General features: G+C 70.7%; 7 protein-coding genes and 2 pseudogenes. 5 read left to right on the top strand and 4 right to left on the bottom strand.

All coding sequences use genetic code 11. From position 1 onward, the window contains the following. Positions 1-122 precede the first annotated feature (122 nt). A complete protein-coding gene (locus tag ACZ5ON_RS17180) occupies positions 123-836 on the bottom strand; it encodes a VIT1/CCC1 transporter family protein (RefSeq protein WP_465592490.1) in 714 nt (237 codons plus the stop codon). 387 nt (positions 837-1,223) lie between these two features. Here ACZ5ON_RS17180 and ACZ5ON_RS17175 point away from each other — a divergent pair, with 387 nt between their 5' ends. Continuing rightward, positions 1,224-3,998 (top strand): SpoIIE family protein phosphatase, encoded by a 2,775-nt coding sequence (locus tag ACZ5ON_RS17175; RefSeq protein ID WP_465592487.1) that lies wholly within the window; start codon positions 1,224-1,226, stop codon positions 3,996-3,998. Between the two features lie 52 nt (positions 3,999-4,050). Here ACZ5ON_RS17175 and ACZ5ON_RS17170 read toward each other — a convergent pair. Next, positions 4,051-4,401: pseudogene (locus ACZ5ON_RS17170) on the bottom strand (short-chain dehydrogenase); the annotation flags it as partial. A 257-nt stretch (positions 4,402-4,658) separates the two neighbouring features. On the opposite strand from ACZ5ON_RS17170, the gene ACZ5ON_RS17165 reads away from it, so the two are divergent. Continuing rightward, positions 4,659-5,228 (top strand): TetR/AcrR family transcriptional regulator, encoded by a 570-nt coding sequence (locus ACZ5ON_RS17165; RefSeq protein WP_465592484.1) that lies wholly within the window; start codon positions 4,659-4,661, stop codon positions 5,226-5,228. A 94-nt stretch (positions 5,229-5,322) separates the two neighbouring features. On the opposite strand, the pseudogene ACZ5ON_RS17160 reads toward ACZ5ON_RS17165, so the two are convergent. Then, a pseudogene (locus ACZ5ON_RS17160) lies at positions 5,323-5,418 on the bottom strand (transposase); the annotation flags it as partial. Positions 5,419-6,116: 698 nt separating this feature from the next. Continuing rightward, entirely contained in the window at positions 6,117-7,214 is a 1,098-nt protein-coding gene (locus ACZ5ON_RS17155; protein ID WP_465592481.1) for a hypothetical protein, read from the bottom strand. A gap of 902 nt (positions 7,215-8,116) precedes the next feature. On the opposite strand from ACZ5ON_RS17155, the gene ACZ5ON_RS17150 reads away from it, so the two are divergent. From ACZ5ON_RS17150 to ACZ5ON_RS17140, 3 genes are all read left to right on the top strand, one after another. Next, a complete protein-coding gene (locus ACZ5ON_RS17150) occupies positions 8,117-9,925 on the top strand; it encodes an alkaline phosphatase family protein (RefSeq protein WP_465592478.1) in 1,809 nt (602 codons plus the stop codon). A gap of 683 nt (positions 9,926-10,608) precedes the next feature. After that, positions 10,609-11,568 (top strand): LysR family transcriptional regulator, encoded by a 960-nt coding sequence (locus ACZ5ON_RS17145; RefSeq protein WP_465592475.1) that lies wholly within the window; start codon positions 10,609-10,611, stop codon positions 11,566-11,568. Between the two features lie 244 nt (positions 11,569-11,812). Beyond that, a complete protein-coding gene (locus ACZ5ON_RS17140; protein ID WP_465592472.1) occupies positions 11,813-14,380 on the top strand; it encodes a collagenase in 2,568 nt (855 codons plus the stop codon). The last annotated feature ends 233 nt before the right edge of the window (positions 14,381-14,613 follow it).

Genomic DNA, 14,613 nt, shown 5'->3' with positions numbered 1-14,613 from the left:
CATCGGCACGTTTTGAGCGGTCGACGGCTCCGGCTCTGAACCAGGGTTGTCCCGGTACCCCGCTGACTCGGCGCCGGCCGCGCGCTCGGGCGACACCGGTCGGTGGTTCGGGACGAGGGACGTCAGATGCCCGAGGCGTGGGCGAGTTGGCCGACGGCCGCGGTGACGGCCATGGCGAGCCCGCCGCCGAGAACCACCCGTAGAGCCGGGCGCAGCACGCCTGCGCCTGCTGTACGGGCGGCCAGCACGCCGGCAGCGGCCAGACCGCAGAGGGTGACGACGACGATCAGCCACAGGCGTGCGGTGGTGGTGGGGGCGAGGAGGCCGAGGAGGGGGACGGTTCCGCCGGTGAGGAAACTGGCGGCGGAGGCGAGGGCGGCCTGCATCGGGTTGGCCGCGGTGTGTTCGCTGTGGCCGAGTTCGTCGCGCAGATGGGCCTGGAGCGGGTCGGCCTCGTGCAGGGCCTCGGCGACCTGTCGGGCCAATGCCGGCGGGACGCCGCGGTTCTCGTAGATGGCGGTGAGTTCGGCGAGCTCGGCTTCCGGGGCCTCGGCGAGTTCCCGGGCCTCCTTGGCGCGGTCGGCCTTCTCGACGTCGACCTGCGAGCTGACGGAGACGTACTCGCCGGCGGCCATCGCCATCGCACCCGCGGACAGCCCGGCGAGACCGCCGGTGACCACTGCGGAGGTACTCGCTCCGCTGGCCGCGATGCCGACCATGATGCTGGCAACGGAGACCAGCCCGTCGTTGGCGCCGAGGACGGCGGCACGCAGCCAGCCGGCCCGGCCCGCGGCGTGGCCTTCCGGGTGGGGAACGCGCTGGTCCGGGAGAGTCATCGGATGTGATGCTCCCGTAGGGGTCTCATGGTCACAGTCTCGGCAGGACCCGCCGGGGTGTCGTACCCAGTGAGCCGTTCGTGGCCGATGCGGGCGCCCTCTCGGCTACCGCCTGCGCGCGGCCGGCGCTGCCGATCGGGCCGCGAACACGAGCCGAACGCCCTGGAGCCACTCGAGACCGGCCGTCTGTCCGTCGTCCGCGGTTGGTGCATCCGGAGATCACCGCTGCCCGGCCGACTCGGAATGCCGACCGCCACCGGCCCGGCCACGCCCAGCGGTCAGCCGATCTCCCGTGCCCAGGGCAGAAGGACGGCTTCGCGCATGCACATCTTCGGGCGGGGTGGCAGCGTGGAGGCGTTGAGACCCGGATGCGCGGGGACGGCCTGGATGCACGGAATGGACAGCCACGCCCCTGGGGGCACGGAACCGAGCGGACCGGGGGAACACCGGTCCGCTCGGGGTCGGCTGCGCTCGCGGCTGGAGGTGCACAGTGTCGCCGGGCAGGTGTTCCTGTGGCTACTGATCGTCGTGGTGCTGCTGGTCGCCGCGGCGCTGACGACGTTCATCCTGCAGGCCCGGAACTACGCCACGAGTGACGCCGAGCACCGCACGCGCGCCGCAGCCATCACCTTGGCGCAGACCCCCACGGTGGTGAACGCTCTGGGCAGTGCCCATCCGACCGCGGTGCTGCAGCCGCTGGCCCTGGACATCATGAAAAATGGCGGCTTCGACTATGTCGTGATCGCCAGCCCCGAGGGGATCCGCTACACGTCCGACAACCCCGCGCTGATCGGGAAGCACCTCATCGGCCCGTACCAGCCGGCCCTCAAGGGGCCGATCACCATCAGCTTCACCGCGCCCATCGGACAGGTCGTGGAAAGCAGTGCGCCGGTCACCAGGCCGGACGGTTCGGTCGCCGGCCTGGTCCAGGTCGGCTACACCGTCGCGCACACGGCCAGTGCGGTGAGTCGGCAGTTGCCGGTCCTGTTCGGTGGTGCGGCGGCCGCGCTCGCTGTGGGTACGGGCGGGGCGGTGCTGGTGCGGCGACGGTTGCGCCGCCAGACGCACGGCCTGGGCCCGGCCGAGATGACGCGGATGTACGAGCACCACGACGCGGTGCTGCACGCGGTCCGCGAGGGAGTGCTGATCGTCGGCGGGGACGGACGGGTACTGCTGGCGAACGACGAAGCCCGGCGGCTGCTGGAGCTGCCGCCCGATGTCGAGGGGCGGCCGGTCACCGAACTCGGGCTCGATCCCGGGCTGGCCGACCTGCTGGCATCCGGGCGGGCCGCCACCGACGAGGTGCACCCGGCCGAAGACCGGCTGCTCGCCGTCAACAACCGGCCCACCGCGCCGTTCGGCGGAGGGCCCGGCAGCGTCGCAACCATCCGGGACACCACCGAGCTGCGGGCACTGGCCGGTCAGGCCGAGGCGGCCCGGGCCCGGCTGCGGCTGCTCTACGACGCGGGGGTGCGGATCGGCACCACCCTGGACGTGATGCACACCGCCCAGGAGCTCGCCGACGTGGCGGTTCCGCGGTTCGCGGACTTCGCCACGGTCGAGCTGGCCGAGCCGGTGCTGCGCGGTGACGAGCCGCTTGCGGACCCGCTGGGCACCGCGCAGCACCCCCAGATCCGCCGCGCGGCGGCCAGCGGTATCCGGGACGACTGGCCGTTCTACCCGGTGGGCTCGCAGATCAGCCCGCTGCCCGGCACCCCGGACGCCACCGCCCTGGCGAGCGGGCGCGCCACGCTGGCCGCCGACCTGCACCAGGCGCACGCCTGGCGGGCGCGCGACCCGCAGACCGCCGACCGGCTGCTCACGTACGGGGTCCACTCGCTGCTCTCCGCGCCGCTCAAGGCGCGCGGTCTGACCCTGGGCACGGTCAGCTTCTGGCGCGCGGGAAAGTCCGAGCCGTTCGGGGAGGAGGACGTCTCCTTCGCCGAGGAACTGGTGGCCCGCGCGGCGATCTGCATCGACAACGCCCGCCGCTACACCCGCGAACACCGGATGGCCGAGACACTGCAGCGCAGCCTGCTGCCCCGCGGCCTTCCCCGGCAGAGCGCCCTGGACGTCGCCCACCGCTACCTGCCGGCACTGCACAGGGTCGGCGGGGACTGGTTCGACGTCATTCCGCTGCCCGGCTTCCGTGTGGCACTCGTCGTCGGCGACGTCGTCGGCCACGGCTTGCACGCCGCCGCCACCATGGGCCGGCTGCGCACCGCCGTACTCAACTTCTCCACCCTCGACCTGCCCCCGGACGAACTGATCGCCCGCCTCGACGAACTGGTCGCCCGGCTCGACCAGGACGAGGCGGCCGCAGGAGAAGGCGACATCGAGGGCGAGCAGGCCGCCGTCACGGGCGCCACCTGCCTGTACGCGATCTACGATCCGGTCTCCGGACACTGCACGATGGCACGGGCGGGCCACCCACCGCCGGCGCTGGTCCGCACCGACGGCAGCGTGGAGTTCGTCGCCCTGCCCGCCGGGCTGCCGCTCGGTGTCGGCGGCCTGCCCTTCGAAACCACCGAGCTGCGGCTGGCACCCGGCACCGCTCTGGTGCTCTACACCGACGGGCTCGTCACTGACCGCGACCGCGACCTGGACAACGGACTCACCGCACTGCAGGCCGCTCTGGCCGACCACCATGCCGACGGATCCCCGCAGAACACCTGCCGGGCCGTGTTCGACGCGCTGGTCCCACCACGCCCGAGCGACGACATCGCACTCCTCATCGCCCGCACACGCCTCTTCGAGCCCGATCAGGTGGCCACCTGGAACGTACCCGACGACTTCGCCGCCGTCTCCCGCATCCGCAACGCATGCACCGACCAACTGACCGCCTGGGGCCTGGAGGAGCTGACCTTCACCACCGAACTGATCCTCAGCGAACTGATCACCAACGCCATCCGCTACGGCACCGAGCCGATCCGCGTCCGCATGCTGCGCGACACCAGCCTGGTCTGCGAGGTCTCCGACGGCAGCAGCACCGCCCCACACCTGCGCTACGCCACCACCACGGACGAGGGCGGCCGGGGCCTGTTCCTGGTGGCCCAGATGGCCGAGCGGTGGGGAACCAGGTACACGGCCCGCGGCAAGGTCATCTGGTCCGAGCAACCACTGACCGCACCCGAGTTCCAGTTCGAGGCGATGCTGCTGTAACCCCCTGCGGCACCGCGACCCCGACGGTGCGCTCACCGAGTTATGGGGTTGTTCAGCGGACCCAGGTGCTGGTGAGGGTCTGGACTGCGGAGCCGTCGAGGTCGGCGAGCGTGGTGGCGACGAAGTCGCGGGCCCACTCGGAGGTCTGGATCCGGAAGGCCGGGCGGTCGGCGGTCAGCGCGTCGATGATCGGGGCGGCGGCCTCGGCCGGGGTCTGGGCGTTGCCGTAGGAGCCCCGGGTGCGGGCGATGTACGCCTCAAGGGCCGGGGCATAGGGCCCGGCCTCGGCGAGCAGGGCGGGGATGTCCAGGCTGATGTTGGCGACGAACTCGCTCGCGACCGCGCCCGGTTCGACGACGGTGACGTCGACGCCGACGGTGGCGGCGACGGGGGCGAGGTCATCGCCGAGCACGGCCGCCTCGACGCACTGGTCAACAACGCCGGCGCCGCCCAGGTCGGCACCGATGGCGATGGCCACGCCGATGCCGGAGGACGTGCCGGTGATCAGAACCGTCTTCTCGCTGGTCATCAAGGGTTCTCCCCGTCAAGAGTAACTGGCGTGTGCCATTAAACGGGGAACTCCCCGGTTAATACTGCAACGGTAACCGGAGAACTCCCCGATTGTCCAAGTAGACTGAGCTCCTGACGAAGGGAGAAGCCTTGACCACCCAGCCGAGCCCGTTGCGCGCGGATGCCCGCCGCAACCGGGAGCGCATCCTCGAAGCGGCCGTGCGCGCCTTCTCCGAGAAGGGCGCGGATGTTCCGATCGACACGATCGCCAAGGCCGCGGGTGTCGGCTCGGCCACGCTCTACCGGCACTTCCCCACGCGCGAGGCGCTGGTCGAGGCGGCCTACCGCAACGAGCTGGCCCGGGTCTGCGACAGCGCCGCCGAGTTGCTGGCCGATCTCCCGCCGGACCGGGCGATGCGCCTGTGGATGGACAGGTTCATCGACTACCTGGCCGCCAAGCACGGCATGGCGGACGCCCTACGGGCCGCGGTCGCCTCCGGTGCGGACCCCTTCGCCGAGACCCTCGACAAGCTCCGCACCGCGATCGACATCCTGCTGCGCGCCGGCGCCGAAGCCGGTCTCCTGCGCTCGGACATCGACCCCATCGACGTCGGCCTCAGCCTCAGCGGCGTTTCACTGATCACCAGCACTCCCACCCAGCGCGAACGGGCCGGCCGCCTACTCGATCTGCTCCTCGACGGGCTCCGCTACCGGAATTAATCGCAGTGCGCCGGGCTTCAGCCCGGTGGTGAAGCGATTCTGAACGCTGGTCTGAGCTGGGTCCGGCGCGCCCTCCCGCGCTGTGGACCTCGGCTCAGGCGGGCCGGTTTTGCTGCTCGATGTACTGCCGGACGATGCTCAGGGCTGCGCCGCCGACCGATCCGGCGAAGTACGACCCGGACCAGAGCCGCGTGCTCGCCAGTAGTGCCGGACCAGGTCGGGGAACTCCTGGCTCTCGCTGTCCGCCGCCTCAACGATCATCCTTGGCTTGCAAAGCCTGAACTTCTGGGCTGGCTTGGCCTTCGCCCTCGTGGCACTGGTTACCCTGCTGGGGCCGTTGAGTCGTTCTTCAACTGGAGATCGCGCTGGGTGTTGATGTCAGAGTGTATGGGCGCATCTGAGCGAGGGCTGGCTGCAGGAGCGCCGCGCGCTCAACTCCTCCTCTGGGAGCCAATGAGCCTTCGCCGTCGGCTCCCTAAGATCACCTGACGCAGGAGGCGATGGCCACCCCCGACGAGGGGTTGCCGCTAGGGTCCGTCTGATGATTGATCTTGTAGGCCCATCCGACAGGGCTTTGCGCCGCCTGTCAGGATTGAACGCGCCGTTCGGCGCCGCCCGGACGGTCCGTGAACTCGGTGGTGCATCGGCGTCATGGCCTTCCTGGAGGAGGGCCGCCGACTGGCCATCAGCGACTGACGGACCCGAAGGGCGCCGAGCCGTCCGAGAGTTCGGTCGCCCGGGCGTCCGCCGGCGCCCCCTCGTGCCGGCCGCCGGGCAGCACGACGACCTCGACGCCGGCGGCGTCCTGGGCCAGGGCGGAACGCGCGTGCGCTGGGGCGGGCCGGGCGGCCCCCCCCGGCGCTCACCGTCCGGGGACCGTCAGGATGCTCAGGGGACGGTCGGGTGCGAGATCTCGCAGCCGCCCGCGCCGTTGTTGTAGTCGTTCGCCCAGGTGCCCTGCATGGCGAAGGAGCCGGTCGCGAAGGTCACGTTCTGCGCGCCGCCGACACCGCCGGTGCCCTTCCAGGCGCACTTGTCGGCGTTCTCGGAACCGGACGAGTCGGTCCAACCGCCGGCCGGGTTCTGGTCGGTGATGGTCTCCGCGTACTCGTGGCCGAACACCATGGTGACGCCGTCCAGGGTGCCCGCGCTGCCGGAGTTGACGTAGTTCTGGCCGCACGAGGTGCCCATGTCGGTGACGTACGGGTCGTTGGTGAACGCGATGTCACCGTACGGGGAGCTGGCGGCACCGCCGGAGAGCGTGGTGTCGCCGTTCCAGTCGTGCCAGGCGCAGAACTGGCCGGTGGAGGTGTTGAAGCCGTCCGGGTGGGTGCCGGTGGGGGAGAGGACCACGTACTGCACGTTGCGGTTCGAGGCGGCGGTGGTGTTGCCGAAGTGGCCGGCGGCCTTGATGGCCTCGGCGGCCAGCTGGTTGCCGGTGGCCTGGTTCGGCGCGGCGGCCGACTCGTCGACCCAGACGCCGGCCAGCGCACCGCCGGTCGGGTAGCCGACGTGGGCGGCGGTGGAGGAGCAGCTGGTCGAGCCGGTGGCGACACCCTGGCAGTACTGCGTCATGACGCCGGACCAGGTCTCGCTGTTGGTGCCCAGGCCCTTGAAGAGCTGCTGTGCGCGGACGGCCTCGCCCATCGGGTCGCCGGAGAGGGTGGTGTAGCCGTTCGCGTCGGTACCCTGAGTGCCCCACTGGGAGCCCATGAAGACCAGGTAGACCTGAGGAGCGCCGGTGGTGACGCCGATGCCGTCCACACCGCCGCCGAACTTCAGGTTCGAGGTCCGGTGCACTGCGGCGCCGGCAGCGTCCTTCGCCATGACGACGCCGTGCCGGTAGGGGTGGCTGGGGCCGGCGAACTCGCCGCCGGGCTGGCTCGCCTGGGCGGGGGCGGCGAAGCCCGCACCGGTGATCATCAGCGAGGCGACGCCGGTCAGGACCGCGATTCTCTTCTGGCGGGGTGCACGGGAATTACCCATGATGAGGGTTCCTCTTTCATGCCGACCGCACGCCGGTCGGGCGGCGGCGGACCGTGTGGGGGTATGGGGGAAGTCGACTGCCTGCGTCCGGCACCAGAATCTCTGCACGCCGGAGATCCGTCCGGCTTACGCAGGGCCATGAGTGACGGTCGTTCAGCGCTGGCTAGGGGGGGCTGCCAGCAGCCGTTCCGAAGCAAAGCAGCACCGCTGGAAGTAAGTCAATAAGGCTGACGAGCAACAGGATCGACGTGACCGAGCGCGGATCAGGAAACAGCAGGTGATCGCGCATTGATGCGCGTAGCGCGCTCTTTTAAAAACTGTAAAAAGGGCTCCCTGAACTGTATTCATCCCGGACTTCGGCCCGGCGGGTGCCGGAAGAGCGGGTGTTCCGGTCAAGGGGGCGGCGCGAGCGGTCGCAGTGGTTGTCGAACTCGCCCGACGCGCGATGAGATGACGTCGGGCCCGGGGACGATGCAAGTTGGATGTACGTACTTCGGCCTCCCCCCGTTGTCGGGGCCGGCATCCGCGACGGGCACGACGGGAAACACGCCGTGCCCGTCGCGGGGGTGGGGACTGCTCTCGACCGGGCCGCGGCGGCGGTGGTCGGGGCCCGGAGGCCGTCACCTGCACTCGCCCTGAACCGCCAGGGCGTGGTGCCCCGGTGGTTCGGGGCAGGGGCCTGGATGCCCGGGGATGCGGTGATGTCCCGTCCGATCCGAGTCGGCAGTCGGTCGAGGTCGGTCGAACCGAGAGCCGGGCGTACGGGCCTGCGTGCCGTGGCCCGAACTTGTCTGATCAAGTTCGACTGGCATTCTTCCGCCGGACAGCACCGGCCGGTACCTATGTCCCGTCCATGGCGCACGCCATGGCGATCACCCTCACCAACGGGACGAGGTATCCCTATGCGACTGCGCTCGAACTCCCTCGGCGGGCTGCTCGCCGCCCTACCCCTCCTCGGCGCGCTGGTCATCGCCGCCCCCGCCCAGGCGGCGGGGAGCAGTGGCAACCTGATCGTCAACGGTGACGCGGAGGCCGGCGGCTACTGCACCAACGACTGGAGCGCGGCCACCACCGTCCCCGGCTGGACGGTCCAGGCCGGCGGCGTCGACGTCATGTGCTACACGGCAGGCTCCTTCGGCCAGCCGAACGACGGCAACACGCCCGGAAAGGCCTTCTTCGGCCCCGGCAACTTCGGGGACGGCTCGATGGCGCAGACCGTCGACGTCTCTTCGGCCGCCACGGCGATCGACGGCGGCGGGGTGCACTACAACCTCGCGGGCTGGCTGGGCGGTTGGACGACCTACGGCGGCTACGCCGCCGTCAGCCTGCACTTCCAGGACGCGAACGGCCACCCGGTCGGCGCGACCGCCAAACTGCCGACCGTCTCCGCGACCGACCGCGGCCTGTCCACCAAGTTCCTCTCCCGCAGCGCCACCGGCTCCGTCCCGGCCAGGACGAGGTCGATCCAGGTCGAGGTGCAGTTCCTGTCCACCTCCAGCGAGACCGGCTACCTGGACGACCTCTCGCTCACTCTCGACACCCCGGTCACCGCACCGGCACCGGTGGCCCCGCCCGCGTCCAGCGTGCCGGGCTACGATCACGTGTTCACGGTCATGATGGAGAACACCGACTACTCCGAGATCATGAACGACCCGGCGGACACGCCGTTCATGCACAGCCTGATGTCCCAGGGCGCCACCCTCACGGACGCCCACGGCGTCTACCACCCGAGCGACGAGAACTACCTCGCCATAGCGGGCGGCGACACCTACACCAAGGGCGCCACCTACTGGCCCAACATCAACTCCCCGCAGCGAAACCTCGGTGACACGATCGAGGAGGCCGGCAAGAGCTGGAAGGCCTACGAGCAGGGCATGGGCACGCCCTGCAACACCACCACCCAGTACGACGCCAAGTACGAGCCGGACGACGCGCCGTTCATCAACTACACGGACATCAGCGGCAATGCGGCCCGCTGCGCGGCGCACCTGTTCGACACCTCGCAGCTGACCACCGACCTGCAGTCGGCGGCCACCACCCCGAACTTCTCCTGGATCGCCGCCGACGACTACTACGACGGCGAGGCATCCGGCAACGGAAACGCCACCAGCCTGCAGGTGCAGGACGGCTGGCTGAAGCAGACCCTCGCCCCGGTGCTGTCCTCGCCCGCGTGGACCCAGCAGCGCTCGCTGCTCATCCTGACCTGGGACGAGAGCGCGGGCGAGGGCTACAACCACGTCGCCACCCTCGTCCTCGGCTCGCAGGGCACCGTCCCGGCCGGGACCAGCAGCCCGCTGCACTACGACCACTACAGCATCGGCCGCACCATCGAGTCGGCTCTCGGCCTGCCCGGGCTGACCGCCAACGACACCTACGCGACGCCGCTGGGCGCCGCGTTCGCACCGTCCACGGCGACCACGGCGACGCTGGCCGGCGACCTGAACGCGGTGGCGAACGGCGGTAACGTCACCTTCCGCTACGCCGTGCCGAACGCCTCGCAGGTCAGCGCGAAGAACTGGGTCGGCATCTACCCGGCGGGCGTGACCCCGGGCTCGCAGTCCTCGCTGACCTGGGCCTACGCGCCGAACCAGAGCGGCACGGTCACTTTGGCCACGGGCAAGCTGAACGGCGCGGGCAGGTACGACGTGTACTACCTGGCCAACGACGGCTACTCGGTGCTGGCCGGACCGTTCTCACTGACGGTCGGCTGACACCCTCCCGACGACGCTCGCCCGGCAAGGCGCCAGTAGCCGAGCACGCAGGCGACTGCGTGCCACGAGACCGGAAAGGGCGGCGCGAGATGCGCACGAGGCGGGCCCAACCCTCGTGGGTGCGGTTTCCGGACCCAGCGGACGGGCCGTCAATCCTCCTCGCACGCTGGGGGTGAAGGGGGGCGCAGGTTCAAACACTGTTGTCCAGACGTGGGTCGAAGAGGCCGCTGGCCGGGAGAGATCCCAGGTCAGCGGCCTTTTGCAGGACGCCCCGGCAGTGAAACGGCGGGCCTCGAGAACCCACGATCTTGTTGGAGATCGGATGGGGACCGTACCTGAACGCACCGGGCCCGTGCGCCTGCTCCCGGACGACATCGGACCGCGGGCCCGCCTTCTGGCACCACCTCAGCTGATCGGCGTACTGCGCCGGTCCTGGACGGCGGCCCGTTCTCGTGGTGCGGCCGTGGCCGTCGACGGCTCGTCGGGCGGCGAGGCTGGTGAAGCGCGCGTGGCCGTCCGCGGCGGTGGAGAGCGCGCGGCGGGACGGGCTTGACGCGAAATGGAGGCGGCGCGATCGTGAACACGGTCTGACATGTCACATGTGCCATGACGGAGCGGAAGTGGTGAGCCAAGCGCGCCATCGGGGGGCGCGACCGGCTCCCCGGGCGAGGGAGGGGCACCCTGTGGAGTTGGAGCTTCGGCATCTTCGGGTGTTGTGCACGATCGCCGACACCGGCAGCGTGGGCCGGGCTGCCGCGGCGCTCGGGGCCTCGCAGCCCGCCACCAGTACCCAGCTGCGCCGGATCGAGCGGCATCTCGGCGCACCGCTGTTCGAGCGCACGGCCTCCGGTGTGGCGCCGACCGGCTTCGGTACCGAGGTGCTGGCGGCCGCGCGCGAGGTGCTGGCGCGGGCCGACTGCCTCGGGCGCCGGTCGTCCGAGGAGACCGCGCAGAGCCGCCGGGAGCTGCGGCTGGCGGCCACCAACTCGCCGATCCTGCCCGGTCTTCTGTCCCGGTCCAGGGCGCAGATGCCCGACCTGCTGTTCACGGTGAGCAGCGTCTACCGCTCCTCGGAGATCGTCGAGCTCCTGGAGCAGGGCAGCCTGGACGTGGCCATCGCCGTCGACTACCCGGGCATGGAGCTGCGGCACTCCGAAGCGGTCGCGCACCGGGGCATCGTCACCGAACCGAGCTTCGTGGCCCTGGCCGCCGGTCACCGGCTCCGGCACCGCACCGAGATCGCGCTGGCCGACCTGGCAGAGGAGGCCTGGTTCCTGACCCCCGATGACGGCGCCGGATGGCCCGGGGTCTTCTTCACCGCGTGCGCCTCGGCCGGCTTCGCCCCGGCGACGGTGCACGAGTTCCTCGGCGACCGGCTGGAGCTCCAGGACATGATTGCCGACGGCCTCGGCGTCTCCGTCGTCCAGGCCACCACCCGGCCGCTGGCGGACGTGGTCGTCAAACCCCTGATGGGCACGCCGCTCTGGGCCCGGTACCTGCTCGCCTGGCGGCCCGCGGCGATGACCGGGACGGTGGTCGAGGCCCTGTTCGGCGCCGCGACGGCGGCCTACCGGGAACTGATCGCCGGCTCGCCGCACTTCCAGGCCTGGGCCTCGAGAACCTACCGCGCGCCGCGCTCGTGACCACTTGCTCGTGAGCACCGAGCTCGTGAGCACCGCGCCCGGGGTTGTATGCGCGCCCGCCAACTCGCCGTGCCGGCCGGTGTTATGGCGGATCCACACACTCTGATATCCCCTTCACGCATTGTCCGCTCCGGCAGCCCGGTGACAGGATTCCGTCAACCCTCACACCCCTCACCCCCCTGCCTGACGCTCAATGAGCTCCCCCCACCCAGGAAATGGACCAGCAGTGCGTTTACGAACACCCATGTCCAGGTTGGTGGCCGGCGTCGTCGCCGGCTGCGCGTCCGCCGTCGGCCTGCTGCCGGCACCCGCCCTCGCCGCGTCCACCCCGGCGCCCGCCAAGCCGGCTGCCGCGGCGCCCGCCAAGCCGGCTGCCGCGGCGTCAGCCGCCCTCCCGAAGCCGCTGGGCGCCACCATCCCCGGCGGCTCGGAGGACTTCGCCCCGGTCGCCACCCCGCTCCCGCCGGCCCTGCTCGGCCAGGCGGTGATGGGGCATCCGGCCGGTGCCGCCGTGCAGACGGCACAGGGCGGGCCTGCGGCCAAGCCGGCCGCGGCCAGGCCGAACACCCTTGCCGCCCCGCGGGCGCAGAGCTGCACCCCGGCCGACTTCGGCAGCCGGTCCGGCGAGGCGCTGGTCTCGTACGTGGAGTCCTCGACCACCGACTGCGTCAACACCCTCTTCAACGTCACCGGCAGCAGCGCGGGCAGCATCTTCCGGGAACCGCAGATGCTCAGCGTCGCCGACGCCTTCCAGGAACTGGCGACGGGCTACGGCGGTGACGACTCCGCCGGCATCTGGCAGCTGGTGCTGTTCCTCCGTGCCGGCTACTTCGTCCAGTCCAACAACGCCTCCTCCGTCGGCGGTTACGACGCGAAGCTGTCGGCGGCGAGCAAGGCCGGACTGGACGCCTTCTTCGCCAACCCGCACGCGGCGGACGTCACCGCGAGCAACGGCGACGTGCTGTACGACGTGCTGGTGCTCACCGACAGCGCGAACCTGCAGGGCGACTACCTCAACGTCTACAAGCAGGAGCTGAACGGCTACAACAGCTCCTACGACGCGATCCCCAGCATGGTGAAGGCGGTCAACGCGGTGCTCCTCGCGCCGCTGTGGCGCGCCAACTGGAACCCGGACTTCGTCGCCGCCGTCACCGCCGACCCGAGCATCCTCGACACCCTGAGCACCTTCGCGATCAACAACAAGGGCCTGCTCAGCGGCGCGAACGCCTTCCTCGACGTCAACGCGGGCAACGACCTCGCCCGGATGACCGGTGACGGCCCCGCGGTCGAGGCCATCGCGAAGCCGCTGGTGAAGTCGGTGCTCGGCGCCTCCGCGATCACCGGTCCGACCGGCCCGCTGTGGGTGCACACCGCCTACCAGGCCAACGCCTTCGACGGCTCGCAGTGCTCGTACTACGGCGTCTGCGACCTGCCCGCGCAGTTGACCGCGGCGGTGCTGCCGGACACCTACGCGTGCGCGCCGAACCGCACCATCGTGGCGGAGTCGCTCTCGGCGTCCGACCTGGCCGCGGTCTGCTCCAGCCTGCAGGGCGAGGACCCGTTCTTCCACAACCTGGTCAAGGACAACGGCCCGGTCCCGGGACAGTACGACCAGACCATCACGCTCGCGGTCTTCGCCGACAAGGCCGACTACACCACGTACTCCTGGGCCATCTACGGCAATTCGACCGACAACGGCGGCGAGACGCTGATGGACCCCACCGACCCGGACAACCAGGCCGTCTCGGTGATGTACCAGAAGTCGTGGAACGACGGCTTCGTCGCCAACGTGTGGAACCTCAACCACGAGTACACGCACTACCTGGACGGTCGCTACGACATGAAGGGCACGTTCGGCACCGAGATCTCCGTGCCGGACGTCTGGTGGATCGAGGGCGTCGCCGAGTACGAGTCCTACGCCTACCGCGGCACCACCGACACCCAGGCGATGCAGGAGGCGGCGAAGCACACCTACAAGCTCAGCACGATCTTCCAGAACACGTACGACAACTCGGACTCGACCCGGGTCTACCCGTGGGGCTACCTCGCGGTCCGGTACATGTTCGAGAAGCACCCGACCGACATCCACACCATGCTCGGCCACTTCCGCACCGGCGACTACCAGGGCGGCTACGCGGTCTACAACAGCCTCGGCACCGCCTACGACGCCGACTTCGACAGCTGGCTCACGAGCTGTGCGGCGGGCGCCTGCTACGCCCCCGGCCCGACGGCGCTGTTCGGCCAGTCGGTCAACGGCAGCACGGTCAGCCTGACCGACCAGTCCGTCGAGACCGGCAGCGGCAGCCTCACCTCGTGGTCCTGGACCTTCGGCGACGGCACCTCGTCGACCGAGCGGAACCCGAGCCACACCTACGCGGCGGCCGGCACCTACACCGTCGCGCTGACCGTCACCGACAGCTCGGGCAGGACCGCCAGCACGCCCGCCTCGGTCACCGTCACCAGCGGCGGCGGCACCGTCCTGCCGGCCTGCACGGACCCCCGCACGGACGCGATGGGCCAGAACTGCTCGCGCGCCGACCGGGCAGAGCGCGCCGGGAACCTGGACTACCTGTACATCTACCTGCCGGCCGGCACCACGACCCTGAAGGTCTCCACCGCCGGCGGCTCCGGTACCGCCTATCTGTACTACGACCCGAACACCTGGGCCTCGCCGGAGTCGTACACGGCCTCGTCCACCAACCCGGGCGCCACCCAGAGCCTCACCGTCACCAACACGACGGCCGGCTACCGGTACCTCAGCCTCTACGCCGACACCGACTTCAGCGGCGTCACCGTCAGCACGGAGTACTGACCGACCGAGCCCCGAGCAGGGCAGTCACGCATGGAGCACCGTCCGCCGTGCGTGACTGCCCTGCGGCCTGCCCGGGGACCGGTGGCGGTGGGGGCCGGAACCGCAGCAGTACGGGAGGAACAGCCGCTGGGCCTCGGCCCGCGGGGAAATTCCGGCCGAGTCGGAGGAGCATCTTGCTGGAGGCGTATACGGCACGCTACGCCGCCGGCGGGCGACAGGCGGCGCAGTCGGCC

The sequence above is a fragment of the Kitasatospora sp. NPDC032150 genome (assembly GCF_055579945.1).
This window is presented reverse-complemented; position numbering and strand designations above follow the sequence as displayed.